Raw genomic sequence first — 25289 nt, 5'->3', positions numbered from 1 at the left:
CAACCTAACGCGGAATGGGTGCAGAGGATGCTGGTTTCAGATAGGTGACGAGCCCCTCGGCAAGAGCGTCATAGATGGCACGGATCCGGTGCGAGGTGAACAACTGGCTGTGCGTGGTGAGCCACATCGGCAGGGGTGGAATGGACAATTCGATCGGGATCGCCACCATGCCGGGGGTGCGCTCCACCAGATTGAGCTGGGTGAACCCGATGCCGAGACCGGCTTTCATCAGCTCCCACAGATGCGGCTGGTCGTCCGAGCGCAGTGCAAAATCCTCACGCGTCAACTGGAAGCCGAGCCCGCGGGCATGAACGATGATGGCGTCGGAGCGGTCGAAGCCGATCAGGTCGTGCTGCCACAGGTCGGCGATGGTCGTCGGCATGCCGCGGCGTGCGAGATAGCTTTCGTGAGCGGTCGGCACCAGTCGGATGTCGCCCAGATGGCGGGTGACGAGTTCGAGCTGCGTCGGGCGGAACATGCGCAGGGCGATGTCCGCTTCGCGCATCAACAGGTTCTCGGCGGAGTCGGATGGCACGATCTCGAGGGTGATGCGCGGGTGCCGCCGGCGAATGTCGGCGAGAATGGCGGGCAGCACATAGTTGGAGATCACCGCGCTCGCGGTGATGCGGACACTGCCACCGGCCTCTTCCTGCGCCTGCGCCCCGTCGGCGAGAATGGCCGCTTCCGCCAGCGAAGAGCGCGCCCGCGCCACCGGCTCATAGAGGCGCAGTGCCGCCTCGGTGGGTTTGAGGCCGGACAGCGCCCGGTCGAACAGGTTGAGCCCGAGATCGGCTTCCAGGGCTTCGACGTGCCGGCCCACGGTCGGCTGGCTCAGCGACAGGGCGCGAGCCGCACCGGATAGCGAGCCATGCTCGACCACGGCCGCGAAGCTGCGCCACAGGGCCCAATCCGGTTCTCTCTTCATTCTTGAATGCCGAACCCACGATCTTGGCGAATGCCCATACGATAGTGTGGGTGTCATGCTCCTGTCCATCACAGCGATGGAGCAGATCATGAGCAAGGGCAACGTCACCATTCTCGGCAGCAACGGCCATATCGGCCACGCCGCCATGCTGGCCTTTCGGGAGGCGGGATGGAGCGTCACCGGCTTCGGCCGGGCAAACCGCAAGCCCGTCGACGGCACCCGCTTCGTTCAGGGCGACGCCAATGACATCGCCGCGGTGAAGAAAGCGATCGCCGAGGCCGACGTGGTCGTCAACGGCCTGCACCTGCGCTACGACCAATGGGGCAATGGCCGCGCCGAGGCGCAGCTTCAGGTGGTGATCGATGCCATGAGCGGCACCGGCAAGACGCTGGTCTTCCCCGGAACCATCTACAATTATCGCGCCGGCGACCGCGTCGTCGATCCGCGCCTGCGTCAGGAAGGGGAGGTGCCGCGTGGCGCCATCCGCATCCGGCTGGAAGGGATGCTGCGCGAGGCGGCCGAGCACCGGGGCTTTCAGGTGCTGGTGGTGCGCGCCGGCGATTTCTTCGGCCCCGGCAACCACGACGAGTGGTACGGCGCGGCGATGCTGATGGACTATCGCAAGGGCCGGCTCTACCATTTGGGCGATCTCGAAAAGCGCCATTCCTGGGCCTACCTGCCGGATCTCGGCCGCGCTTTCGCCGCCCTGGCGGATCGGAGGGCCGAGTTCTCCCGCTTCGAAAACTTCCACTTCGCCGGTCATTGGGTGTCGCATGGGCAGATCATGGCTGCGGTGCAGACGGTGCTGCCGCACCCGGTGACGGTGTCGCCCTTCCCGTGGTGGCTGCTGCGGGCGGTGGGGCTGGTGAACCCGGTCATGCGCGACCTCTTCCGCATGCGCTATCTGTGGCAGAACGAGATGGAACTGGTGGACCCACGCCTCGACGCACTGCTCGGCCCCGGCGTCACCACGCCATTCGAACAGGCGGTCTCAGCCACGGTGACCGACCTCCTCGGCAACCAGGAGAAAGCTGCGGCCTGAACCACTGAATCACCAACACACTCGGTGTCACCCCGGCGTAGTAGCTCCTTTCACCTCTCCCCTGAGGGGAGAGGTCGCCGCGGAGCGGCGGGTGAGGGGTTCAGCGCTGCGGTTCCTGCCGAGAGGAGGGGCGGGTCGCGTTGCCTAAATCCCCGCCGCCCGCCTGACCTCTTCCGGTGTCCACCCATCCGCCCGCAAATCGGCGAGGCTCTTCGAACCTCGTGACTTGCTGAGCTTGTGCCCTTGGTCGTCGAGCAGCAGCCGGTGGAAGTGGTAGATCGGGCTCGGCAGGCCCAGCAGCATCTGCAGCAGGACATGGATGTCGGTCGCCGCCTCCATGTCCCGGCCCCGGGTCACGTGGGTGATGCCCTGGTCGGCATCATCGACCACCACGCTCAGATGATAGCTCGTGGGCATGTCCTTGCGCTGCAGCACCACGTCGCCCCAGCGCTCCGGCCGGGCATAGCGCACCTGCGGCCGATCCGTCACCGTCGGGCCCACTACGGTATAGGTCAGCATGCCGGCGCGGAGGATGGCCGCCTCACTGTCGAGCCGGAACTGCACCGGGTCGCCACGTTCCAGCCGCTCGATGCGCTCGGCGTTGCTCATGTGCCGGCAGGTGCCGGGGTAGAGAGGCGCGCCATCCGGATCGGTGCCGGTTGCGGCTGCTGCGATCTCGCTGCGCGAACAGAAGCAGGGATAGAGCAGGCCGTTGTCGCGCAGGCGGCTGGCAGCCTCGGCATAGATGCCGAAGCGGTCTGACTGCTGCATCACCGGCTCCGGCCAGTCGAGGCCGAGCCAATGCAGGTCACGAAAAATCGCGTCGACGAATTCGGGTTTACAGCGTTCGGTGTCGATGTCTTCGATCCGCAGCAGCGCGACGCCACCGAGGCGATCGGCGGCGGCCCAGGTGTAGAGGGCGGAATAGGCATGCCCCAGATGCAGCAGCCCATTCGGGCTGGGGGCGAAACGGAGAACGGGAGCGGATGGAGGCGAGTTCACGGCGGATTTCTAGCACGGCGACCCCCGCCCTGCCACCGCGCCTCGACAGTGCAGCCGCAATTGCTGCACATCTTGACGCTTTGACTGCAGTTGACCCGCTACTGGTAACGATACGCAACACGGTTGGCCCCGTTCTGCCCCGGCTTTACCCCTCCGGCTTCGCCGGCATCGCCCGCGTCATCACCGGCCAGCAGGTCTCCGTCGCCAGCGCCACCGCCATCTGGAGCCGCTTCGAACTACTGCCAGGAGCCCTGAATCCGGCCACTTTCCTGGCGCTCGACGAGGCCACCGTGCGGGCCACCGGACAATCGGGCGCCAAGTACCGCACCCTCAGGGTGATCGCCGAGGCGATGGTTGCCGGCGAGCTCGATTTCTCGCACCTGGAGACTCTGCCAGCGGCGGAGGCTGTGAAATATCTCACCGCTCACAAGGGGATAGGCCCGTGGACTGCCGAGGTGTACCTCTTGTTCTGCGCCAACCACCCGGACGTTTTTCCGGCCGGTGACCTCGCTTTGCTCAAGGCCGTGCAGCACGGCCTGGCGCTTGACGCGCGGCCCACGATCAAGGAGATGGTCGCCATCGCCGCCCGCTGGGCGCCACACCGCTCCGCGGCGGCGCTGCTGTTCTGGCGGCTGTTCGCCGTGCTCCGCGACCGCGAAGGGATCCTGTTGTGACCGCCAAACTCTCCGGCCCGATGCTGCTGCCCAAGTCTGGCGCCCAGCCCACCATGGCGGTGGTGCTGCTGCACGGCTATGGCAGTGACGGCAACGACCTGATCGGCCTTGCGCCCTACTGGCAGGACCTGTTGCCCGAGGCGCTGTTCGTGTCTCCCAACGCGCCCGACCCCTGCCGCATGCTGTCGGCCGGTTACCAGTGGTTCGACGTGGCCTTCGAAGGGGATCGGCTGGCGAGCCGGCAGACCGGTGTCGAAACCGCGCGGCCGGTGCTAGTGGAGTTTCTCGAGGCGATGTGGGCGCAGACCGGCATCACTCCGGAACGGACGCTGCTCGGCGGCTTCAGCCAGGGGGCGATGATGGCGCTGCACACCGGTCTGTCGATGGACCGGCCGCTGATGGGCATTGTCGCGGTGGCCGGCGCCTTCCTGCCGCCAAAGGACTTCGGAACTCGGCCCCATGCCAAGCCGCCGGTATGCCTCATCCACGGTGACATGGACGATGTGGTCGCTCCCGAACGGTCGGCGGAAGCCGATGCGGCGTTGCGGGCCGCCGGATACGATGTCAGCTATCATGTGAGCCCCGGCACGGCCCACTCGATCTCGCCGGACGGGCTGGCATTCGCCACCGAGTTCATCCGCCGCGTCGCCGGTAAATAACGGTTCGTCCCCCGCTTCACAGCCTCGACACAAAGCGCGTAGTATAAGCGCGCTATGGACGTACTCGATTCCCTCCACGGGAGCCTCAAGTGACAATCCATGTGTCGCCTGAGGCGTGTCCCGCACTTGTGCTGAACGCGGACTACCGTCCGCTCAGCTACTACCCACTGTCATTGTGGTCCTGGCAGGATGCGATCAAGGCGGTTTGCCTGGAACGGGTCAACATCGTCTCCTACTACGACACTGTCATCCGCTCCCCCAGCTTCGCCATGCAGCTGCCGAGCGTGGTGTCGCTCAAGGACTATGTGAAGCCGGCGCGGCACCCTGCCTTCACCCGCTTCAACGTGTTCCTGCGCGACCGCTTTCAGTGCCAGTATTGCGGCTCCAAGGACGATCTGACCTTCGACCACGTGATCCCGCGCTCCAAGGGAGGGCAGACCACCTGGGAGAACGTCGTCGCCGCCTGTGCGCCCTGCAATCTCAAGAAGGCGAACAGGCTGCCGAGCGAGATCAAGATGTTCCCGCATCAGCGGCCGTATCACCCGACGGTGCACGACCTCCACAACAACGGCCGGGCCTTTCCGCCCAACCACCTGCACCAGAGCTGGCTCGACTACCTCTACTGGGACATCGAGCTCGAGCCCTGAGATCAGGGGCGGGCGCGACGGGCCTGCGCGAGGATGGCGATGGCCAAGAGAGCGACGATCGCCAGCGAGATCAGGGCGTTGAAGCCGGCCAGCGAAATGCCGAGGAAGCGGAACTGCACCACGTCGCAGCCGACGATGTGGACGTCGTTGAGATTGTTCAGCGAGTCGAAGCTGAAGCCTTCGCCGACGCCGGTGCAGGCGGTGGGACCGGGCCAGAAGCCCCATTCGACGCCGGCGTGGAAGACGCCCATATAGGCGCTCCAGACGAACAGCGCAGTGACGATGGCCATGGCGATATACCAGACGGCCAGCGGCAGGCGGTTCCACAGCACCAGCACGGCGGCCAGGATCGGCAGACCCCAGTAGTAGGGCTGGCGCTGCTCGAGGCAGAGCTCGCAAGGGACGAGGCCGCCGATGAATTGCGAGCCGAGGGCACCGAGGATGGTGGCGAGGCCGAGGAGGAAAGCGGCGCCGGCCGCGAGCTTGTCGGTGGGGAGGGAGAGCTGGGCCATTGGGCTAGTCCGGTGTGACGCTGCTGGGCAGCGATAGCGGGCGGCGCGGGGGAAAACCAGTGCCGAACGGCGAAGTGATCAATCGCCCGGCAGGGTGATGCCTGCCGCCTGGCGCAGGGCGATGGCGTTGGCGGGGGCGTGCAGTTTGTCCTCGTGGACGAAGTAGGCGAAGACGTCGCGGCCGGCGTCGGCCCAGCCACGGACGGTGCTCGCCCAATCGGCGATGTCGACTTCGGTATAGCCGCTGGCGCCGGGACGAGCGGGGCCCTGCAGACGGCAATAGGCGAAATCGGCGGTGAACTCACGTCGTGGGTTGTCGACGGTGTCGGCAATGACGCGGGCGACATTGTGTGTGCGGATCAGTTCATCGGCTTCGGGCGTGTCGAAGCTCGGATGGCGAGTTTCGACCGCGTGCCGGATGGTGGGGACGCCGGTGGCATCGAGAAAGGGTGGGGTCTTGAGCCGGCCGTCGGCGGTGCCGGCGAGGGCCAGATAGGCGTCAGTGGTTTTCGGCAGCATCTCAAGGAAGCTTGAAAAGACCTCGGGCTTGAAGCCCAGGTTCGGGGGAAGCTGCCAGATGAAGGGGCCGAGCTTTTCGCCCAGCGCCAAGGGGCCCGAAGCGAAGAAGTTGGCGAGCTCCTGGCGGCAGTCCTTGAGCCGCTTGATATGGGTGACGAGCTGCGGGCCCTTGATCGAGAAGACAAATCCCTCGCGGGCTTCGCCGGCCCATTTGCGGAAGCTGTCGGGCTTCTGGGTGGCGCGGAAGGTGGCGTTGATCTCGATGCTGCCGAGGCGCTCGCTGGCATAGGCGAGCTCTTTCTTCTGCACCAGCCCGGCGGGGAAGAACGTGCCCCGCCACGGCTCATAGACCCAACCGGCGGTTCCGGTGCGAATCTGGCCTGGCATGCGCGCTCTTCCCGATTGTGGTTCCGGCTAGAACTTGTAGTTCACTCCGGCGCGGATGACACTGAAGTTCTGCGTCACGTCGAAACTGCCGGCTGTCCCGAGGTTGTAGGGCTGGGTGCCGAGGTTGACGTACATGTATTCGGCCTTGATCGAGATATTCTCGGTGGCCTTGGCCTCAAGGCCCGCGCCGAGAGTCCAGCCGTAGTGGGTGTTGGACTGCGAGGTCACCACATTGGCAGCGTCGGTGACGCTTGCGGTGCCCCGGCCATAGGCGAAACCACCGGTGACGAAGGGCATGACCGAACCGAAGGTCATGCCGCCGCGGGCGCGAACGGTGCCGAAGAAGTCGGTCGAGGCCTTGAAGGTGCTGCCGCCGGGAATGGGTTCGGAATAGCCGATGGCCGAATACTGCAGGTCTGTTTCGCCGCCGATGACGAAGCCGCCCATGTCGGCATTGTAGCCGGCGGTCAGGCCGATGTTGAAGCCGCCGGCGCTGGTGTCGATCTGTGCGCCGCCACCGGTGGGCTGGCGGGTGAAGGAGCCGAAGCCGTAGCCGCCGGCAACGCCGGCATAGAAGCCGGACCAGTTCGTTGCCGGGCTGGGCGAGTACATGGGGCTGGCGCCGCTGTTCCAGCCGAGATCGGCGGCGGCAGCGGTGGAGGTCATCAGGGTCGCAGCGGACAGAAGCAGGACTACGCGCTTCATCTCGGTCCTCGTTGGGTCAGATGGTCTTTGCCGCAAATTGCGACGGACACATTAACGAGCCGGTAAGGAACAGGGTTAACGCGCGCGTTTGCACACGCTGTGAGGCGGGAATGAAGCGCAGGGATGAGAAGGATGGTGCCCCCCGTCAGACTCGAACTGACATGCCTCGCGGCGGAGGATTTTGAGTCCTCTGCGTCTACCATTCCGCCAGAGGGGCACAAAGGCGTGTCTAGTCGAATTCGGGGCGATGCGGAAGCGGGAATTGCACCGATGCTCTGCAGTTGACGCTGGTTGGGACCGGGACTACAGGGTGCCGCATATCTGCGCCCGTCCGTGCCTGTCCAGCCTGCATTCCCGTCAGCGGAATGTGAATTGGTGCCCGCAGCCGTCCATTCAGAATGGCGTTGCTGCTTGTTGGGCTCGGAACAACCGGGACCAGAACTGGAGCTTCCTCGATGACCGGTAGCGAGCGTCCGCTGTGGCAGCGGTTCAGCATCTTCCTCGTGCCGCTGATGGCATCCAACATCCTGCAGGCGCTGTCGGGGACCATCAACTCGATCTTCATCGGCCAGATGATCGGGGTCGAGGCGCTGGCGGCGACCGCGACCTTCTTCCCCATCATGTTCTTCCTGATGAGTTTCGTGATCGGGCTGAGCGCCGGCGCCACCATCCTGATCGGGCAGGCCTGGGGCGCGGGCAATGTCCAGCGCGTCAAGGAGGTGACCGGCACCACGCTGACGGCCACCGTCGCCCTCGGTCTGGTGGTCGCGATCATCGGAGTGGTGTGGACCGAGGAAATCATGGCGCTGCTCGGGGCGCCCGAGAACATTCGCGACATGGCCGTGGGCTATGGCCGGATCGTGTTGATCGGCATGCCCGGCTTCTTCGTCTTTCTCGTGGTCACCTCGGTGCTGCGCGGGGTGGGCGACACGGTGACGCCCTTGTGGTCGCTGATCCTGTCCATGGTGGTCGGCGCGGTGCTCACTCCGGCGCTGATCCAGGGCTGGTTCGGCCTGCCGCAGCTCGGCGTCAACTCGGCGGCCTGGGCGTTCATTGCCGGGTTCGTGTCGGTGCTCGTCTTCCTGTTCGTCTATATGCGCGCCCGCAACATGCCGCTGGCCCCGGATGCGGCGCTGCTCAAGGCGCTGCGGCCGGACTGGAAGCTGCTGGGCCTGATCCTCAAGCTCGGCGTCCCGGCGGGCCTGCAGATGGTGATCTCGTCCATCGCCGGTATCGTCGTCGTGGGCCTCGTCAACCGCTTCGGCTCGCAGGCGACCGCAGCCTATGGTGCGCTCGGGCAGGTGATGAGCTATGTGCAGTTTCCGGCCATGTCGATCGGCATCGCCACCTCGATCCTCGGGGCGCAGGCGATCGGCGCCCGACGCATCCATGAACTCGGCGCCATCACCCGCACGGCGCTGGTGCTCAATTTCGTCATCACCGGTGGCCTGGTGGTGCTGGCTTATCTCTTCAGCGAGAACCTGGTGCGGCTGTTCATCACCGATCCGGAGGTGATCGAGCTGACCGAAAACCTGCTCTATGTGGTGTTGTGGAGCATCGTCTGCTTCGGCTGGGGCGTGGCCTTTTCGGGCATGATGCGCGCCAGCGGCATGGTCTATGCCCCGATGGTGCTGGCGTTGGCCTGTATCCTGCTGATCGAGATCCCCGGTGCCATCTGGCTCAGCGGAACGAGCTTGGGGCTGACCGGCATCTGGATCGCCTATGCGGCGAGCTTTACCGCCATGCTGATCCTGCAGGGGGCCTGGTACCAGTTCGTGTGGAAGCGCAAGCCGATCGTGGCGCTAGTGTAGCACGCTGAACCTCCCGGCGAGCTCGTGCGGCCGCCGGCGATCGCCGTCGGTTGAAAGAGGAGCGGGCCCCGAGGCGATGCGCGCCTCTGAGTATTTGATTGGTGAGACGACATCGCCTCGAGGCGCCGGGATTTTAGAACGGGGCGCGACGACTCCATTCCGGACAGGGGATGGAGTTATTCCATCCTCGCCGGACCTGAGCGGACCACCCGCGAGCCCAGAGAAAGAGCGACCTCCCCTGCCCGGCCGTCCTTCCGCCACTGGTCGTTGCAGGCCGCCCCGTGCGGAAGAGATGAGCGGGAGTATGCATGAGGTGGAGGGGGTGGGGATAAGGGGAATAGATTTGTGGCGCTGGTGGGTGTCGGCCCCCACCTAACCTCCCCCTGAAGGGGGAGGGACGGGCCGGTGGGTGTTGAGGCGGAGAGGCAAATTCAGTGCAGGCCCTCCCCCGCCTGTGGGGGAGGTTGGGTGGGGGCGTGATCACGCCTGACGAGCAATGGATTGCCGGGACAAGCCCGGCAATGACGAAGGGGCGACAGGGCAGGGTATTTTCACGTCGTCACCACCGGGCTTATCCGGTGGTCCAGGAAGCTTGCGAGAGGCACAGCAGCAGCCAACAACCACGGCGTCATTCCCGCGCAGGCGGGAATCCATTCTCCTGCTGAGCTACTGGAAGAATGGATCCCCGCCTTCGCGGGGATGACGTGGTGGGCGGGAGAGGTGGGTTGAGGCAGGCCCGGCAATGACGGAGAGGCGACAGGCAGGATACTTCCACATCGTCACCGCCGGGCTTGTCCCGGTGGTCCAGCCGGAAGTCGCGGGGAGCACAGCAGCAGCCAACAACCATGGCGTCATTCCCACGCGGGCGGGAATCCACTCCTTTGCTGAGCTCCGGAGAAGAATGGATCCCCGCGTTGCCGGGGATGACTTGCGGGACGGGGAGAGTTGGATTGCCGGGACAAGCCCGGCAATGACGAACGACAGGGCAGGTTACTTCCACATCGTCACCACCGCGTTTGTCCCGGTGGTCCAGGAAGCTTGCGGCAGGCACAGCAGCAGCCGACAACCACGTGGTGGGCGGGGGAGTTGGGTTGTCCGAAATGGGCCTGGCGATGACGAAGGAGCGATAGGGCAGCGACCCTCAGTGTCGTCACGCGGGTGACGTGGCTGGTAAGTGGGCGCGGTCAGCCCAGCCGCTGCTCCATCCATTCGACTGCGAACTCCACCATGGGACGAGCCTCGACCAGCACCGAATCGGCGTTGCCGATCCTGCCCTGCCAACCCTCGCCGGTGGCGAGGAAGGCGGTGACGATGGTGGCGAAGTAGTCGTCCGCCATGCCGTCGGGAACTTCGGAGGTGTCGAACTCCTCGAACCAGCGCCACTCGGTCCGGCCGTCGACCAGGATGGGCGTTTCGTAGCGGCGGATGCGCTTGTTGGGGAAGCGGGCGAGGTGCTCGGCGTGGTGCAGCAGGGTCATGGTGTCCCTTGGTGCGCCGAGGAGCAGGGTCTTGCCACCGGCTTCGACCAGCTTGCCGAACGGTGATCGCGGGCCGTAGCCATAGTCGAGGGCGTGGTCGGCGGTGAACCAGTCGGCACGGGCGCCGAGAGCGGCGCAGGAGGCGCCGGGTGCAGCGCTGCGACGGGCGCCGGGGGTGGTGCGCAGCAGTTCGGGGAAGGCGCCGTTGTCGCGGATCGAGCGCGAGAATGCGGGGTCGAAGGCGGGAATCTGGTCGCGCAATTCCGGGAAGGCGAGAACTTCGTCTTCGAACTGCCAGTCGCAATAGCCGAGAATGGTGCCGTTCGGTCCGACGGCGTCGAGCAAGGCGCCGATCACCGCATCCGGCCCACCTAGCACGTGTCCGATGCTGCGAAGGCTGGCATGAACCAGCACCGCGTCGCCGTGGACGAGACCTGCCGAGCGGAACTGCGCCGCCAGCTCGGTGCGGGTCCACGGCCGGCGTGGTTCAGGCATAGGCGGCGCGGCGCGGCTCCGGCGGGGAGGCGGCGGCTTCGCGGGCGTCGTAGATGGCGCGGGCTTCGATGATGGCTTGGTGGTTCTCGGCGGACCAATCCCACAGGGCGCTGATCGGCTGCTGCAGGGTCTTGCCGAGTTCGGTCAGGCTGTATTCGACCCGCGGCGGTACCTCGGGGTAGATGGTGCGGGTGACGAGGCCGTCGCGCTCGAGATTGCGCAGGGTCAGCGTCAGCATGCGCTGCGACACGCCGTTGATCAGGCGCTTGAGTTCGTTGAAGCGCAGCGTGCCATTGCGGCCGAGCATGCCGACCACCATGACGCTCCACTTGTCGCCGATGCGGTTCAGCACATCCGACATGGCGGTGCAGTTGGCGTGCTGGGACGTGTCGTGCAGGGACATGGCGAAACTCCTGTTACCTGGGCACTGATATAGTGCCGGTTACCGGATGTGACCAGTCCTGCGCCGACCCTCAGGCAGCCGCGCGGTGTTCGGCCGCATGCAGCCCGACATAGAAGTCGAGATCGCCATTGCGGAGCCCGAGCGTCTCGAGCACGGCAACCATGAAGCCGACCGGGGCCGTACCGGCCGCCGTCACGATCCGTCCATCGGCCACCGCCTGCGGCTGGTCGCGATAGTGCCCGGCGCCGCGATAGCCGGTGGGCGGCAGGTTCTCGGGTGAGTTGGACGTGTGGGCCACGGCGTCCAGCAAGCCGGCACGGGCAAGCGCAAGTGTTCCGTCGCAAATGCCGGCGACCGTCTTGCCGGCATCGCGTACGGCGCAGAGCAGTGCCGACAGATCCGGAGCATCGGGCTGCCTCCAGGCGGTGCCGCCATTGACCACCAGCGCGTCGAGGTCTGCGGGGTCGATGGCTTCCGCGGCGAGGTCGGGCATCACGCGGAGCCCGCCCGCCGAGGTGACCGGCGCACCGCCGGGTGTGGCGAACAGCGTCGTCACCCCATAATACTGCCGGGCCACGGCGTTGAGCAGGGCCGTCTCCCAGTCGGCATAGCCCTCGGTCAGGATGGTCACGATCTTGGTCATGGGGAACTCTCCTTTGTGTCCCACCCTGGCCTTGCGGGCCGCCAGATCGTGTCAGCAGGTCACAAGCGGTTCAAGCTGCCCCGCTTTCCTTGAGAAGCGACGGACCGGCTGATACAAGCTGCCGGTCCCCCTCACAGCTGGAGTGTGCTGGCCGTGCAGCTTGCCCGTCGTTTCTTTGTTGTGCTCGCGCTGGTTCTGGCGAGCCTGGTCCCCGTCCAGGCCAATCCGATGTTGCTGGTCGACATGGATACGCTGGAGGTGCTGCATGCCGAAGAGGCGGGGCAGCCCTGGCATCCGGCTTCGCTCACCAAGATGATGACGGCCTATGTCACCTTCGAGGAACTGGCCAAGGGCACGATCACACTCGAGACGCCGGTGACGCTGTCGCAGAACGCGATCAACCAGGCGCCGTCGAAGTCAGGGCTGCCGGTCGGCAGCGCCATGACGCTCAAGGACGCGCTCTATGTGCTGATCGTGAAGTCCGCCAATGACGTGGCGGTGGCGATCGCCGAGGCTGTTGGTGGCAGCGAGCCGCAATTCGTCGCCAAGATGAACGAGGTGGCAGCGCGCATGGGTCTGACGGGTACCCGCTTCACCAATTCGCACGGCTTGCACGACCCGGCGCAGGTGACCACGGCGCGCGACCTCGCGGTTCTCGGACTCTATATCCGCCAGAGCTTTCCGCAGTTCATGCCGATGTTCGGCACCGGCGAGGTGACGCTTGCCGGCAAGCGGTTCGAATCCAACAATGACCTGCTGACCAAGTTCGCCGGCACCACCGGCATGAAGACGGGCTATATCTGCGCCTCGGGGCTCAACCTGGTGGCGACGGTGGCGCGCAATGGCCGCAACCTGCTGGCTGTGGTGCTGGGCGGCTCGTCGGCGCGGGACCGCAACGAGCGGACGGCGGAACTGCTGCTGCGCGGTCTCTCCGGATCGGCGGCGCCGACGGGACAGACAGTGTTGACGCTGGCCAACAATGCCGGCGCCGCGCCGGTCGACATGCGGCCGCAGATCTGCGGCAAGGAGGCCAAGACCTATGTGGCCGCGCAGGAAGCAGCGTTCCCGATGGGGCTCGAGGGGCAGCCGAGCTATCTGACCGATAGCGTCGTGGCGCCGAGCTATGCTGCGGTCGACCTCGGCCGCATTGCTGTTGGTGTGTCGCTGCCACGGCCCCGCCCGGCGCATGTGCCGGTGTTCACCGCACCCACCGCCGCGGCGTCGCTGGCGGGAGAGCTGCGGCCGGGGCTGAGCGGACCGGCGATCCCCTATCCGCGCCCCCGGCCGAGCCACCTCTAGGCTTTAGTTGTCGAGCACCAGCACCCAGTGCACGCCATAGGTTGAGGCCGGGTTGAAGGCCACGGCCACGCCGGCGCGGGTGGCGTTGGCGCGCAGGGCCGCAGCGTCGGCCGCATTGTTGCGCCAGCCGGAGAAGGTTTCGGCGAAGGTCGAGTAACCGGCGCTCAGCTTCATCGCTACCAGTTCCTGCGGCGTCTGCGGCGGGGTGCCGGTCTGGGCGTATTGGGTCGCCAGCGCCTGGGCGGAGCCGTCGAGCGCCGGATCGTGCTGCAGGGCCGGCAGGCCATTGGTGGCGCGATAGGCGTTGATGATGTCGATCGCCTGGGCGCGGTCGAGCGAGGCGCCGGGCTGATCCATGCGGGCGCTGAGGCCGGGGGCGAGCGCGAGCCCGGCCGTGCTGCCGCCCATGCTGCAGGCGGAAAGGGCAAGACCGGCCGCGGCAAGGACCAGAGCGGCCGGCAGGAACCGGCGGGACGAATCGGAGCGCAACATTGAGCTGTCCTGTTGGAAACGGGGAGCCGCGCCGGTAGACCGCCAGCAAGGCCAAATCATGGAGCGCCACGTGCTCCTGATGTGGGGGAGTGGTGATCCCGGCGCGATTCGAACGCGCGACCCCAGGATTAGGAATCCTGTGCTCTATCCTGCTGAGCTACGGGACCACGTGCTTTCCATAGCAAAGCCGAGGCGAAGCGGGAACCAGAAAGCGCAGCCGATATTTGCGAGGGAACCTCCGGGGCGGCGTTTATCTTTTTTTGCCGTATTTCGGTGCATGGTGAACCGAACCTTTCCGGGGCGTCGTCTTGCTCAAAACCAGTCTCGTTCATCTCGCCACGCTGGCGATGCTGTCGGCCCCGGCTGCTGCGGCCGAAGCGTGCGGCGAGCTGCGAATGCACCCGGGCGGGGTGGTGGTGGAAGTCACCGACGGCGATACGGTGGTGCTCGATTCGGGGCTGGTGGTGCGCATGATCGGCACCCAGGCGCCGAAACTGCCGCTTGGCCGCGACGGCTTCGAAACCTGGCCGCTGGCGCCCGAGGCGAAGGCGGCCCTCGAGGCACTGGCGCTCAACCGGACGGTGCAGCTCGGCTATGGCGGGGAAACGGTCGACCGCTACGAACGGGCGCTGGCGCATGTGTTCGTCGAAACGGACCAGGGGCCGGTCTGGGCGCAGCAGCATATGGTCGCCGAGGGATTGGCTCGGGTTTATTCCTTTCCGGACAACCGCTCGTGCCTCGATCTCTTGTTCGCGGCTGAAGGCCGCGCGCGGCTGGCCGGACTTGGAATCTGGCGCAATTCCTTCTACAGCGTGCGGGCGGCGGACGATCCCGGCGACCTGCTCCGGCGGGTCGGCGGGTACGAGCTGGTCGAAGGCCGGGTGCTGCTCGCCGAACGGCGGGGCGGGCGGGTCTACCTCAACTTCGGCCGCCACTGGAAAGAGGATTTCACGGCCGTCATCGAAGCGCCGGCGCTCAGGCTGTTCGCCGGCGACGGCTTCGACCCGCTGGTGCTCGAAGGGGCGCTGGTGAGAATACGAGGATGGGTGGACGACCGGGATGGTCCGCGCATCGAGATCACCCATCCCGAACAGATCGAGGTTCTGGCAACGCGATGAGTAGCATCGGGCCCATCGGCAAGTCCTGGCGGGGTGGGGTGCTGGCGGTATCGCTGCTGGCGCTGACGGCCTGCACGACCTTGACCAGTTCCAACATCGCCGTCAGCCAGACGGGTGACAACCCGGCGCCGGCGGTGGTGCCGGCGGGCACCGACCCCGATGACGTGGTGATTGGCCGGCGCGAGCATCCGCGCATCATCGCCGCCTATGGCGGGGTGTACGAAGACCGCCAGGCCGAGATCATGGTGGCGCGGATCGTCGGGCGGCTGCTGGCGGCGGCGAACCAGCCGAACGCCCAGTTCCAGGTCACCATTCTCGACACCTCGGAAGTGAATGCCTTCGCGCTGCCGGGCGGCTTCGTCTATGTGACGCGCGGGCTCCTTGCGCTGGCTTCGGACACCAGTCAGCTTGCCGCGGTGCTGGCGCACGAGATCGCGCACGTGACGCTGCGGCATGCGCGCGCGCGCACCGACCGCAGCCGCACCAACGAGATCGTCGATCGGGTGATCACCAGCGTGTTCGGCGGCAGCGGCGGCAATTCCGCGCGCACGCAGGAGGCAATGGCCGCGTTCAGCCAGAACCAGGAGCTCGAGGCCGACCGCGAAGGCATCGAGATCGCGGGCAAGGCCGGCTACGACCCGCAGGCAGCGGCGCGATTCCTGACGGTGATGAGCCGGTTCGCCGCGTTCTCGGCCGGCACTTCGGCGGGCGACGACGGGTTCCTGTCCTCGCACCCGTCCACCCCGGCACGAATCCAGAAGGCACTCGATACCGCCCGCACCATGTTCGGCCAGAACGGCATGGGCGAGACCGACCGCGACGGCTATCTATCGGCGATCAGCGGCATGACGTTCGGCGAGAGCCCCTCGCAGGGATCGATCGTGGGGCGCCGGTTCGTGCATCCGGCCTCGAAGTTCACCTTCACCGTGCCGCAGGGCTATACGCTGCAGAACTCACAGAGTGCGGTGGTGGGCGTCGCCGGGGATGGCGAGGCAGTGCGCTTCGACAGCGCCGACGTGCAGCCGGAAGTGGCGCTGACCGACTACCTCAAGTCGGGTTGGATCGCCGGCCTCAAGGCGGACACGGTGAAGTCTGATAGCTACAACGGCATCGAGATGGCAACCGGGCTGGCGCAGACCGACCAGTGGTTCTTCCGCGTGTCGGTGATGCGCCTCGACGGGCAGGTCTACCGGTTCATCTTCGCGGCCAAATCCGACAGCCCGCGCTTTGCGGAAGGCGCCAACGAAACGCTCAGGAGCTTCCGGCGCACCACGGCGGCGGATCTCGGCGGCATTCGCAAGCTGGCGGTGCAGATCGTCACGGCCCGGCCCGGCGACACGGCCGAGGCGCTGGCGCGGCGCATGTCGGGGCTCACGCGCGGCAGCGAGCTGTTCTACATCATCAACGACCTGTTCCCGGGCGACCCGCTGGTGGCCGGGCAGAAGTACAAGCTGGTGGCGCTGCAGTAGGTCAGCCGAGCTTGGCGGCCTGGGATCCGATCACGTTGGCGGCTCCGCCGGCGCCATAGCCCATCAGGTTGAACAGGGCGTCGCCGAACACCACGAAGCTGCTGATCAGGGCAACCGCGATCAACCCTGCAAGCAAGCCGTATTCGATCGCGGTGGCGCCAGTCTCGTCGGTGATGAAGGCGTGGAGCTTGGCCATGACTTGCCCTCTACAGCCGGTCGCGCAGGGCGAGGACCAGCGGTTCGTCGGCGGGGGGCATGGGGAAGGCGGCCATTTCTGCTGGTGTCACCCAAGCGAGAGCCGCGTGTTCCAGCGCCATCGGCGTTCCCTGCCATCTCCTGCAGGTGAACAGTGGCATCAACAGGTGAAAATTCTCGTAAGCATGGCTGGCGAAGGAATGCGCGACGAGGTCGGCCAGCGCGACGGTGATCCCGAGTTCTTCCTTGAGCTCACGCACCAGCGCCGCTTCGGGGCCCTCGCCGGGCTCGAGCTTGCCGCCCGGGAACTCCCACAAACCGGCCAATTGCTTGCCCTCCGGGCGCTGGGCGATGAGAATGCGATCCTCGGCGTCGATCAGGGCAGCGGCGGCAACGAGCAGCACGGGTCGGGTGCTCATGGGGTACCTTCGAGAACACGGTATTCGTAGTCATACCGACGGGCATAGCCGAGACGCCGGTAGAGCGCCTGGCCGGCAGTGTTGTCGGCGGCGACGTTGAGGGCAGCGAGGGTGGCGCCTTTGGCCTTGGCCCAGGCGAGACCGGACCGCATCATCGCCAAGCCGAAGCCCTTGCCGCGGTGCTCCGGGTGCGTAATCACGTTGCCGGTGATCACCACGCCATCGGCAATGTCCATCAAGGCCGAAGCAACGGGCTCCCCATCCTGAAAGAGCACGATGCCGTGTGCGGGCACCGTGATCGCGGCGAGCACGGCTGACATGCGCCGCGTGCGCTCGTCGGAATAGACTTGCAGCCTCTGCTGGGCCCGGATGAAGTCGGAATCGAGCGGCGAAAGGAGCCGCACCCGGGAATCCGGATCATGATGATCGAGCGGCATGGCGAAGACGTGGCTGTGGTCGGCGGCTGTCCAGCCACGGACGTCAAGCGCGGTGCGCAGCTTGGCGGGTGCCTGCGGCGTGAGGCGGAAGACCGGCTGCAGGCCGCGGGTTCGATGCCAGAGTGCGGCCTCCTCGATGCGGCGGTCGAGGTCCGCGTCGTCGGACGGATCGAAAGGCTGTACCGAGTTGGCGCGGTGGGTGTAGCCGCCGGAGGCGCGGCGCGCCCAGGAGCCATCCCATTCAACCTCGAGGCCGGGCCAGCACTGAAGCCCCGCGCGCTCGATGCGATCGACGAGCGAGTCCATCTCAGCTCCGGTAGTCGCCGTTGATGGTGATGTAGCCGTGGGTGAGGTCGCAGGTATAGACGGTCGCCCGGCCGTCTCCCAGCCCGAGGCTGACGGTGAGTTCAAGCTCCTCGCCCTTCATGTAGGCGCTGGTGGCGGCTTCGTCGTAGCCGGCGGCGCGTTCGCCGTTCCTGGCAACAAGAAGATCGCCGAAGCGGATGGCGAGCTTGTCGCGGTCGGCGGGCTCGCCGGCCTTGCCGACGGCCATGACGACGCGGCCCCAATTGGCGTCCTCGCCGGCGATGGCGGTCTTGACCAGCGGCGAGTCGGCGATCGACTTGGCGATGCGGAAGGCGGAGGCGTCGGAAACGGCGCCTTCGACATGCACCGACACCTGCTTGGTGGCGCCTTCACCGTCGCGGACGACGTGAATGGCCAGTTCGAACAGGACGTCGGAGAGGGCGGCCCCGAACACCTCGGCGCGCGGATCGTCCAGCGTCGTGAGAGGCTCCACCGCGGCCTTGCCGGTGGCGAAGGCGAGCAGGGTGTCGGAGGTCGAGGTGTCGCTGTCGACGGTGATGGCATTGAAGCTGGTCTGCACGTGCCGGGCGAGCAGTGCCTGCAGCACCTCGGCCGAAACCGGCATGTCGGTGACGACGAAGCTCAGCATGGTGGCCATGTCGGGCGCGATCATGCCCGAGCCCTTAGCGATGCCGTTGATCTTGACCTCTATGCCGTCGATCTCGACCACGGCACCCGACAGCTTGGGGTAGGTGTCGGTGGTCATGATCGCCTTGGCGGGCTCGATCCACGGGGTGGGGGCGAGGCGGGTAGCGGCCTGGTCGAGAACGCCGGCGAACTTTTCGGCGGGGAGGGGCTCGCCGATGACGCCGGTCGAGGCGAGGAAGATTTCGGCAGTGGAGCAGCCCAGTGCCCGGGCCGCGTAGTCGGCGGTCAGTTCGACGCTTTCGCGGCCCTTGACGCCGGTGAAGGCGTTGGCGTTGCCGGAGTTGACGACGAGGCCGCGCGCCTTGCCGCCCGGCAGGTGGGCGCGGCACCAGTCGACGGCGGCGGAGGAGCATTTGGAGCGGGTGAGCACACCGGCGGCAACGGTGCCCTCCTCAAAGGCCATCAAGAGCACGTCGGTGCGGTTCTTGTACTTAATTCCGGCTTCGGCGGTGGCAAAACGCACGCCCTCGATGGCGGGCAGGTCCGGGTAGGACTTGGGAGCAAGAGGGGAAACCGGATGGGCCATGATTTGCCTCGTTTGTCAGGCGCCGAACTGGCGCATGGGTGTGCATGAAAGCCAGCCGGTCCGCAAGCGCCTGCCAACGGTCTCGTGATCGTCCCGCGGGCAACGAACCGCGGACAGGGCGATTGGTCGATCATCATCCACCAATGGGCGCCGATCTGATGCGCCGCCAATCGGAGGTTCAGCCATGCGTATCACCGCGTCTCTTCTTGCCGGCACCATGTTGTCTGCCTTGCTGGTCACCCCAGCCTTTGCCCAAGCGGGACCCGTCGAGACGGCCGCACCCAATGCACCGGATCAGACTCCTGCTTTCGAAGGACAGAGCCGCGCCTCGCAGCCGGAGGTGCTGGCGGATGTCAGCACCGAAGTGGTAGCCGAAGGGCTGCCGCATCTGTGGGCAATGGAGTTCCTGCCCGACGGGCGCATGCTGGTGACGGCAAAGTCCGGCGTGCTGCACATCGTTACCCCGGAGGGCGAAGCCAGCGAGCCGATCAGCGGGCTGCCGGAAGTCGACCTTGTCGGCCAGGGCGGATTGCTCGATGTGGCCCTGGCGCCCGATTTCGAGAGCACGGGGCGCATCTATGTCTCCTATGCCGAGCCGCGCGAGGACGGCAATGGCACGGCGGTGGCAGCGGCGACGCTGGTTCTCGACGAGAATGGCGGCGGCAGCCTCGAAGACGTGGAGGTGATCTTCCGTCAGGAGCCCACCTATGACGGCGAGTTGCATTTCGGTTCGCGCATCGTGCCCACTGAAGACGGCAACCTCTACATCACCGTGGGTGAGCGTTCGGACGAGCCGATCCGCGATCAGGCTCAGGAACTGGCCAGCGGGCTGGGTAAGGTGTTCCGCATCGATCCGGAAGGCGAGGCGCTGCCGGACAACCCGTTCATCGACAATGATGATGCCCTGCCGGAGATCTGGAGCCTCGGTCACCGCAACGTCCAGTCGGCGACGCTCGATGGCGAGGGGCGGCTGTGGACGGTGGAGCACGGTGCCAAGGGTGGGGACGAGCTCAACCGGCCGCAACCGGGGCTCAACTATGGCTGGCCGGACGTGGCCTATGGCGTCAACTATGATGGCTCCACGATCGGCGAAGGGATCACCGCCAACGCCGAAACCGAGCAGCCACTCTACTATTGGGATCCGGTGATCGCACCCTCCGGCATGGCCTACTACGACGCCGACCTGATCCCCGAGTGGCAGGGTGCGTTCATCGTTGGTGGACTGGTGTCCCAGGGGCTGGTGGTGCTCCACATGGACGGCGACCGGGTGGCGTTCGAAGAGCGGGTGCCGCTCGAGGCGCGCGTGCGCGACGTGCGGGTCGGACCGGACGGCGCGGTCTATGCGGTGACCGAGAATCCGCGGGCAGGGTCCTCCACCATCGTGCGGGTTGCCCCCGAACAGTGAGTGTTCCGGCCACCCCCTCCCGGCGGAGGGGGTGGCTGATCCGGATCAGGCGGCGGCGGCGGGCTTGCGGCCGGTGATGAAGGCGCCGAAACGAGTCTGGATGAAGGGCATGACGAAGAACACCATGGTGAGCACCATCAGCGGCACCAGCAACAGGGTGCGCTGCCACATCTGCCAGCCGGTGGTGAGCGGGAACAAGGCGTAGATGTAGAGGGTGATGACCGGGTAGACGCCGAAGAACATCAACAGGGCAAGGCGCAGGCGGGAGGCGATGGAAGGCATCATTTGTCTCCTAAACGATACGTGCCGTTTCATAACGGAACGTAGCGTAACGATCAAGACTTTTTTCGCCCGCATGGCTGCGCTATCTATGCTGCATGGCTGACCCAGCAGACGATGATCGCCGCCGTTCGATCGGTGCCCGGCGCAATCCCGATACACAGGAGGCGATCCTGCAGGCGGGCGAGGCGATCCTGCTCGAAGAGGGTCCGGCGGCGTTTTCCATCGAGGCGGTGGCGCGGCGCGCCCGCGCCGGCAAGCCCACAATCTACCGGTGGTGGCCAAGCCGCGGCACTTTGCTGCTCGATATCTACCATCGCCAGAAGCCGCAGGCGCTGCACGGTCCGACGGATGACCTCGAAGGAGAGATCGCCGGGCTGATCGAGTGGCTCAGCGGCTATTGGCAGGGCAGCGCCGGTCAGGTGTTCCGGCAGGTGATCGCGGAGGCGCAGCGCGACCCGGCCTGTGCCGAACGGCTGCAGAGCTATGCAACGGAGCGGCGGGCGCATATCGGCGAGATGATCGAGCGGGCGATGGCACGCGGCGAGGTCGCGGATACGGTCGACCCGCTATTGGGCGCCGAGATGGTGCAGTCGCTGATCTGGCACCGATTGCTGACCGACCGGCTGGCGCTCGAGCCGGGGGAGGCACAGAAGATCGCCGCGCAACTGGTGCGAGGCCTCAAGCCGTAAGCGCGGCGCCCGGCCGGCGCGTTCCTCAGAACGCGCCGTGGCAGTGCTTGAACTTCTTGCCTGAGCCGCAGGGGCAGGGCGCGTTGCGGGAGACGCCGACCAGGAGCTTGGGGTCGATCGGCTTCAGGGGACCGGTGGGGATCGAGGCGTCGTCGCCCACCGCGTCGTTCTCGCCCGTGGTCGGATCGATATGGGTCTGCTGCAGGCCGGACAGGTCTGGTGCCGGCTGCGGCTCGGGGCGGATCTGCAGTTCCACATGGCTGAGCTGCTGGGTGACGCGCTCGCGCAGCGTGCCGAGCAGGTTCTGGAACAGCTCGAAGGCCTCCTGCTTGTACTCGTTGAGCGGGTCGCGCTGGGCGATGCCGCGCCAGCCCACGACCTTGGAGAGGTGGTCGAGGGTAGCGAGGTGCTCGCGCCAGAGGCCGTCGATCGACTGCAGCACGATGGATTTTTCCACCTGGCGCATGATGTCGGCCGAGTACTTCTCGCGCTTCTCGGCGGCCTTTGCGTCGGCAGCCTCCACCAGGCGTTGGGTGACGATCTCGGCGTCGATGCCTTCCTCGGCAGCCCATTCGGCCGCGGGAATATCGAGGTTGAGCAGGGATTTCGCCTCGGTCGCCATGAGCTCGACGTCCCACTGCTCGGGATAGGAGCGGGGCGGAATGGAGCGAGAAACGATCGCATCGACGACACCGTGGCGCATCTCGGTGACGGTCTCGCCGACATCCTCGGCGTCCATCAGTTCGAGACGCTGCTCGAAGATGACCTTGCGCTGGTCATTCATCACGTCGTCGTATTTCAGGATGTTCTTGCGGATGTCGAAGTTGCGGGCTTCGACCTTGCCCTGGGCGCGCTCGATGGCCTTGGTGACCCAGGGATGGGTGATGCTTTCGCCCTGCTGCAGTCCGAGCTTGCTCAGCATGGAATCCATGCTGTCGACCGGGAAAATGCGCATCAGGTCGTCCTGGAGCGACAGGAAGAAGGCCGAATGGCCCGGATCGCCCTGACGGCCGGAGCGGCCGCGCAACTGGTTGTCGATGCGGCGGGATTCGTGGCGCTCGGTGCCAATCACCATCAGGCCACCGGCCGCAAGGGCCTTCTCCTTGGCCTCAGCAATGGTGCGCTTGATCTCGGCGATCTTGGCTTCGCGTGCCTCGCCTTCCAGGCCCTCGGTCTCGCGCTCGATGCGCATCTCGAGGTTGCCGCCGAGCTGGATGTCGGTACCGCGGCCGGCCATGTTGGTGGCGATGGTAATGGCGCCCGGCAGGCCGGCATCGGCGACGATATAGGCTTCCTGCTCGTGATGGCGGGCGTTCAGCACGTTCATCTGGCCGACATTCTTCTTGCGCAGAAGCTCGGCGAGCATTTCGGACTTTTCGATCGAGGTGGTGCCGACCAGCACCGGCTGGCCGCGCTCCTGACAGTGCTTGATCAGATCGGCGATAGCGTCGAACTTCTCTTCCGCGGTGCGGAAGATGGCGTCCTCGTCGTCCTTGCGCTGGATGGGCAGGTTGGTCGGGATGGTGACCACTTCGAGCCCGTAAATGTCGCCGAATTCCTCCGCTTCGGTCGCCGCCGTACCGGTCATGCCGGCGAGCTTCTTGTAGAGGCGGAAGTAGTTCTGGAAGGTGATCGAGGCGAGAGTCTGGTTCTCGGCCTGGATCTTGACGTGCTCCTTAGCCTCGAGCGCCTGGTGCAGGCCTTCGGAATAACGGCGGCCGGGCATCATGCGGCCACTGAACTCGTCGATGATCACCACTTCGTCGTTGCGGACGATGTAGTCCTTGTCCTTGCGGAACAGCTTGTGGGCGCGCAGGGCCGAGTTGAGGTGGTGGACCAGCGCCACGTTTTCGACGTCATAGAGCGAGGCGCTCTTGAGCAGGCCTTCGGTGGCGAGGCGTTCCTCGAGCTTTTCGATGCCCTGGTCGGTGAAGGTTGCGGCGCGGTGCTTCTCGTCGACCTCGAAGTCGCCCTCCTCGATGATCGACATCAGGCCGTCGATGCGGACATAAAGTTCGGAGCGGTCCTCCGACGGGCCGGAGATGATCAGCGGCGTGCGCGCCTCATCGATCAGGATCGAGTCCACTTCGTCGACGATGGCATAGGCATGGCCGCGCTGCACCATCTGCGCGCGGCTGTATTTCATGTTGTCGCGCAGATAGTCGAAGCCGAACTCGTTGTTGGTGCCGTAGGTGATGTCGGCTTCGTAGGCGGCCTTGCGCTCGGCATCGGTCAGGCCGTGCACGATGATGCCGGTGCTCATGCCGAGGAAGGAGTAGATGCGGCCCATCCAGGCGGCGTCGCGGCGGGCAAGATAGTCGTTGACGGTGACGACGTGGACGCCCTTGCCTTCGAGCGCATTCAGATAGACGGCAAGCGTTGCCACCAGCGTCTTGCCTTCACCGGTGCGCATTTCGGCGATGGCGCGCTCGTTGAGCACCATGCCGCCGATCAGCTGCACGTCGAAGTGGCGCATGCCGAGCACGCGCTTGGACGCTTCACGGACGGTGGCGAAAGCGGGCACGATCAGATCGTTGATCGACCGGCCGGCGGCGAGTTGCTCGCGGAACTCGGCGGTCTTGGCGCGGAGTTCGTCGTCGCTCAGCTGCTCGAACTGCGGCTCGAGGGCGTTGATCTGTGCCACCTTCGGCTGGAACCGCTTGACCTGCCGGTCCGAAGGCGTTCCGAACAAACGCCGGGCGAGCGCAGCTAGAGCCATAAGGTCGATCCCTTTCATGTCTCGCGTGTGGCGGGTGAGGAGGCGGGCATCGCACCCGTCGCTGCCGGTCGCCGGCGCGAGAATAAGCCTTTCAAGGCTTGGAAAAATGCATGGTTCCACCGGGCGGCGGAAAGCTGAACCGATGTAAGAGTGCCCCCTTGTCTTGTCAACGGCAGCCAAATGCGCGAATGCTCAACGGCCCTGCGCAGCCGGGCTTTCCAGCCCGACGACGTCGCTCAAAAAACGCGGCGCGGCATAATTCGGCCCCGCTCTCGTGATCAAGGCGGGCGATCCGTTCGGAACAGTCCGTTCCACAGCAACACCACCAGCCGGCGCCGCTGTGCGCCGTTCAAGGAGTTCCCCCAAGATGATCAAGTCCAAGCTGCGTCTCGCCCAGGCCGCGAGCGTTCTGGCGCTGGTGCTTTCGGCGACGGCGCTCGTGCCGGCCACGGCGCAGGATGCCGCTGCTCCCGCTGAAGCTCCTGCCGAGGCCGCAGCGCCGGCCGTGACCCCGGAAACCGTGGTGGCCACCGTGGGCGGCAGCCAGATCACCGAGGCCGATCTCAGCTTCGCCGCTGAGGACCTGACGCAGGAACTCAGCCAAATGCCGCCGGAAGAGCGCCGCGCCTTCCTGCTCCGCGTGCTGATCGACATGAAGGTGATGGCCGATGCCGGCCGGGACGCTGGGATGGCCGACACGCTGCTGTTCCAGCAACGGCTGGCCTACCTGGAAGACCGGGCCCTGCGCCGCGCCTATTTCGCGGAAACCATCGCCAATGCGATCACCGAAGAAGCGGTGCGGGCGGAGTACGACGCCTATGTCGCCGACTTCCAGCCGCAGCCGGAAATCCGCGCCAGCCACATCCTGGTCGAGACCGAGGAAGAAGCTCAGGCGGTCAAGGCCGAGATCGAGGGCGGTGCCGATTTCGCCACGCTGGCGCGTGAGCGGTCGATCGATCCGGGCGCGGCCAATGGCGGCGATCTCGGCTTCTTTGGCCGTGGCATGATGGTGGCCCCGTTCGAGGAGGCTGCCTTTGCGCTGACCGATGCCGGGCAGGTGTCCGATCCGGTGCAGTCCCAGTTCGGCTGGCATGTGATCCGGCTTGAAGAAACCCGCGAGTCGACCGCGCCTGCCTTCGAGCAGGTGGCCGGCCAGCTGCAGCAGCGGCTGTTGATGCGCACCTTCGACGAAACCATCGCCAACCTGATGGCCGGCGTCCAGGTCGACATCCCCGATCCGGCCCTGGCTGCCGCCGTTCAGGCGCAGACCGAAGGTGCCGAGGTCGACGCGGAAGCGGCGGAAGAAGCCGCGCAGTAAGCCGG

26 protein-coding genes and 2 tRNA genes are annotated in these 25289 nt (G+C 66.1%); 11 read left to right on the top strand and 17 right to left on the bottom strand.

Annotated elements, in window-relative coordinates; genetic code table 11:
- Positions 1-4: 4 nt before the first annotated feature.
- Positions 5-925 carry a LysR family transcriptional regulator gene (locus tag ACFSX5_RS07170; RefSeq protein ID WP_386832588.1) on the bottom strand — a complete coding sequence of 307 codons (921 nt, stop codon included), beginning with the start codon at positions 923-925 and terminating at the stop codon, positions 5-7.
- 55 nt (positions 926-980) lie between these two features.
- Here ACFSX5_RS07170 and ACFSX5_RS07165 point away from each other — a divergent pair, with 55 nt between their 5' ends.
- Positions 981-1967 carry an NAD-dependent epimerase/dehydratase family protein gene (locus ACFSX5_RS07165; RefSeq protein ID WP_386832587.1) on the top strand — a complete coding sequence of 329 codons (987 nt, stop codon included), beginning with the start codon at positions 981-983 and terminating at the stop codon, positions 1965-1967.
- A 144-nt stretch (positions 1968-2111) separates the two neighbouring features.
- Here ACFSX5_RS07165 and gluQRS read toward each other — a convergent pair whose 3' ends face one another.
- The gene (gene gluQRS / locus ACFSX5_RS07160) at positions 2112-2969 is read right to left on the bottom strand and encodes a tRNA glutamyl-Q(34) synthetase GluQRS (protein ID WP_386832586.1); all 858 of its coding nucleotides are present in this window, start codon (positions 2967-2969) and stop codon (positions 2112-2114) included.
- A gap of 80 nt (positions 2970-3049) precedes the next feature.
- On the opposite strand from gluQRS, the gene ACFSX5_RS07155 reads away from it, so the two are divergent.
- From ACFSX5_RS07155 to ACFSX5_RS07145, 3 genes are all read left to right on the top strand, one after another.
- On the top strand, positions 3050-3643 hold the full coding sequence (locus ACFSX5_RS07155) for a DNA-3-methyladenine glycosylase family protein (protein WP_386832585.1): 594 nt from the start codon (positions 3050-3052) through the stop codon (positions 3641-3643).
- Entirely contained in the window at positions 3640-4302 is a 663-nt protein-coding gene (locus tag ACFSX5_RS07150) for an alpha/beta hydrolase (RefSeq protein WP_386832584.1), read from the top strand. Before ACFSX5_RS07155 ends, ACFSX5_RS07150 begins: the two co-directional genes overlap by 4 nt.
- Positions 4303-4391: 89 nt before the next feature.
- Positions 4392-4949 (top strand): HNH endonuclease, encoded by a 558-nt coding sequence (locus ACFSX5_RS07145; RefSeq protein ID WP_386832583.1) that lies wholly within the window; start codon positions 4392-4394, stop codon positions 4947-4949.
- A gap of 2 nt (positions 4950-4951) precedes the next feature.
- Here ACFSX5_RS07145 and ACFSX5_RS07140 read toward each other — a convergent pair whose 3' ends face one another.
- The 4 genes from ACFSX5_RS07140 to ACFSX5_RS07125 all read right to left on the bottom strand — a co-directional run bounded on the left by ACFSX5_RS07140 (position 4952) and on the right by ACFSX5_RS07125 (position 7289).
- Positions 4952-5461, bottom strand: a complete 510-nt coding sequence (locus tag ACFSX5_RS07140; protein WP_386832582.1) for a disulfide bond formation protein B — start codon at positions 5459-5461, stop codon at positions 4952-4954.
- A gap of 78 nt (positions 5462-5539) precedes the next feature.
- Positions 5540-6367, bottom strand: a complete 828-nt coding sequence (locus tag ACFSX5_RS07135; RefSeq protein ID WP_386832581.1) for a DUF72 domain-containing protein — start codon at positions 6365-6367, stop codon at positions 5540-5542.
- Between the two features lie 27 nt (positions 6368-6394).
- The gene (locus ACFSX5_RS07130) at positions 6395-7072 is read right to left on the bottom strand and encodes an outer membrane protein (protein WP_386832580.1); all 678 of its coding nucleotides are present in this window, start codon (positions 7070-7072) and stop codon (positions 6395-6397) included.
- 133 nt (positions 7073-7205) lie between these two features.
- Positions 7206-7289: transfer RNA gene (locus tag ACFSX5_RS07125), tRNA-Leu, on the bottom strand.
- Positions 7290-7527: 238 nt separating this feature from the next.
- Here ACFSX5_RS07125 and ACFSX5_RS07120 point away from each other — a divergent pair.
- Positions 7528-8883, top strand: coding sequence for an MATE family efflux transporter (locus tag ACFSX5_RS07120; protein WP_386832579.1), 1356 nt, complete (start codon positions 7528-7530; stop codon positions 8881-8883).
- 1184 nt (positions 8884-10067) lie between these two features.
- On the opposite strand, the gene aac(3) is transcribed toward ACFSX5_RS07120, so the two are convergent.
- The 3 genes from aac(3) to ACFSX5_RS07105 all read right to left on the bottom strand — a co-directional run bounded on the left by aac(3) (position 10068) and on the right by ACFSX5_RS07105 (position 11902).
- Positions 10068-10856: an aminoglycoside 3-N-acetyltransferase gene (aac(3), locus tag ACFSX5_RS07115; protein WP_386832578.1), complete on the bottom strand. Its 789-nt coding sequence runs from the start codon at positions 10854-10856 to the stop codon at positions 10068-10070.
- On the bottom strand, positions 10849-11259 hold the full coding sequence (locus ACFSX5_RS07110; protein WP_386832577.1) for a winged helix-turn-helix transcriptional regulator: 411 nt from the start codon (positions 11257-11259) through the stop codon (positions 10849-10851). The genes aac(3) and ACFSX5_RS07110 overlap by 8 nt, the downstream gene beginning before the upstream one ends.
- A 70-nt stretch (positions 11260-11329) precedes the next feature.
- The gene (locus ACFSX5_RS07105; RefSeq protein WP_386832576.1) at positions 11330-11902 is read right to left on the bottom strand and encodes a type 1 glutamine amidotransferase family protein; all 573 of its coding nucleotides are present in this window, start codon (positions 11900-11902) and stop codon (positions 11330-11332) included.
- A gap of 153 nt (positions 11903-12055) precedes the next feature.
- Here ACFSX5_RS07105 and ACFSX5_RS07100 point away from each other — a divergent pair, with 153 nt between their 5' ends.
- Complete coding sequence (locus ACFSX5_RS07100; RefSeq protein ID WP_386832575.1) at positions 12056-13201, top strand: D-alanyl-D-alanine carboxypeptidase family protein; 1146 nt, start codon at positions 12056-12058, stop codon at positions 13199-13201.
- Between the two features lie 3 nt (positions 13202-13204).
- Here ACFSX5_RS07100 and ACFSX5_RS07095 read toward each other — a convergent pair whose 3' ends face one another.
- Positions 13205-13693 (bottom strand): CAP domain-containing protein, encoded by a 489-nt coding sequence (locus ACFSX5_RS07095; RefSeq protein WP_386832574.1) that lies wholly within the window; start codon positions 13691-13693, stop codon positions 13205-13207.
- 90 nt (positions 13694-13783) lie between these two features.
- A tRNA-Arg gene (locus ACFSX5_RS07090) sits at positions 13784-13860 on the bottom strand.
- A 141-nt stretch (positions 13861-14001) separates the two neighbouring features.
- Here ACFSX5_RS07090 and ACFSX5_RS07085 point away from each other — a divergent pair.
- Together ACFSX5_RS07085 and ACFSX5_RS07080 are read left to right on the top strand one after the other, a co-directional pair.
- On the top strand, positions 14002-14811 hold the full coding sequence (locus tag ACFSX5_RS07085) for a thermonuclease family protein (protein ID WP_386832573.1): 810 nt from the start codon (positions 14002-14004) through the stop codon (positions 14809-14811).
- Positions 14808-16280, top strand: coding sequence for a M48 family metalloprotease (locus ACFSX5_RS07080; protein WP_386832572.1), 1473 nt, complete (start codon positions 14808-14810; stop codon positions 16278-16280). Before ACFSX5_RS07085 ends, ACFSX5_RS07080 begins: the two co-directional genes overlap by 4 nt.
- A 1-nt stretch (position 16281) precedes the next feature.
- On the opposite strand, the gene ACFSX5_RS07075 is transcribed toward ACFSX5_RS07080, so the two are convergent.
- The 4 genes from ACFSX5_RS07075 to argJ are packed head-to-tail and all read right to left on the bottom strand — an operon-like array spanning position 16282 to position 18871.
- A complete protein-coding gene (locus ACFSX5_RS07075) occupies positions 16282-16476 on the bottom strand; it encodes a Flp family type IVb pilin (protein ID WP_386832571.1) in 195 nt (64 codons plus the stop codon).
- A 10-nt stretch (positions 16477-16486) separates the two neighbouring features.
- Entirely contained in the window at positions 16487-16894 is a 408-nt protein-coding gene (locus tag ACFSX5_RS07070; protein ID WP_386832570.1) for a (deoxy)nucleoside triphosphate pyrophosphohydrolase, read from the bottom strand.
- Complete coding sequence (locus ACFSX5_RS07065; RefSeq protein ID WP_386832569.1) at positions 16891-17637, bottom strand: GNAT family N-acetyltransferase; 747 nt, start codon at positions 17635-17637, stop codon at positions 16891-16893. Before ACFSX5_RS07065 ends, ACFSX5_RS07070 begins: the two co-directional genes overlap by 4 nt.
- A gap of 1 nt (position 17638) precedes the next feature.
- Positions 17639-18871, bottom strand: coding sequence for a bifunctional glutamate N-acetyltransferase/amino-acid acetyltransferase ArgJ (gene argJ, locus ACFSX5_RS07060; protein ID WP_386832568.1), 1233 nt, complete (start codon positions 18869-18871; stop codon positions 17639-17641).
- Positions 18872-19055: 184 nt separating this feature from the next.
- On the opposite strand from argJ, the gene ACFSX5_RS07055 reads away from it, so the two are divergent.
- Positions 19056-20276: a PQQ-dependent sugar dehydrogenase gene (locus tag ACFSX5_RS07055; RefSeq protein ID WP_386832567.1), complete on the top strand. Its 1221-nt coding sequence runs from the start codon at positions 19056-19058 to the stop codon at positions 20274-20276.
- A gap of 45 nt (positions 20277-20321) precedes the next feature.
- Here ACFSX5_RS07055 and ACFSX5_RS07050 read toward each other — a convergent pair whose 3' ends face one another.
- Positions 20322-20561, bottom strand: coding sequence for a hypothetical protein (locus ACFSX5_RS07050; protein ID WP_386832566.1), 240 nt, complete (start codon positions 20559-20561; stop codon positions 20322-20324).
- A gap of 92 nt (positions 20562-20653) precedes the next feature.
- On the opposite strand from ACFSX5_RS07050, the gene ACFSX5_RS07045 reads away from it, so the two are divergent.
- Complete coding sequence (locus tag ACFSX5_RS07045; RefSeq protein ID WP_386832565.1) at positions 20654-21247, top strand: TetR/AcrR family transcriptional regulator; 594 nt, start codon at positions 20654-20656, stop codon at positions 21245-21247.
- Positions 21248-21272: 25 nt separating this feature from the next.
- Here ACFSX5_RS07045 and secA read toward each other — a convergent pair whose 3' ends face one another.
- On the bottom strand, positions 21273-23984 hold the full coding sequence (gene secA / locus ACFSX5_RS07040) for a preprotein translocase subunit SecA (protein ID WP_386832564.1): 2712 nt from the start codon (positions 23982-23984) through the stop codon (positions 21273-21275).
- Positions 23985-24333: 349 nt separating this feature from the next.
- Between secA and ACFSX5_RS07035 the strand changes: the two genes are divergently transcribed.
- Positions 24334-25284, top strand: a complete 951-nt coding sequence (locus ACFSX5_RS07035) for a peptidylprolyl isomerase (protein ID WP_386832563.1) — start codon at positions 24334-24336, stop codon at positions 25282-25284.
- Positions 25285-25289 lie beyond the last annotated feature (5 nt).

This window comes from Devosia albogilva, from assembly GCF_042685625.1.
Taxonomy (GTDB): domain Bacteria; phylum Pseudomonadota; class Alphaproteobacteria; order Rhizobiales; family Devosiaceae; genus Devosia; species Devosia albogilva.
This window is presented reverse-complemented; position numbering and strand designations above follow the sequence as displayed.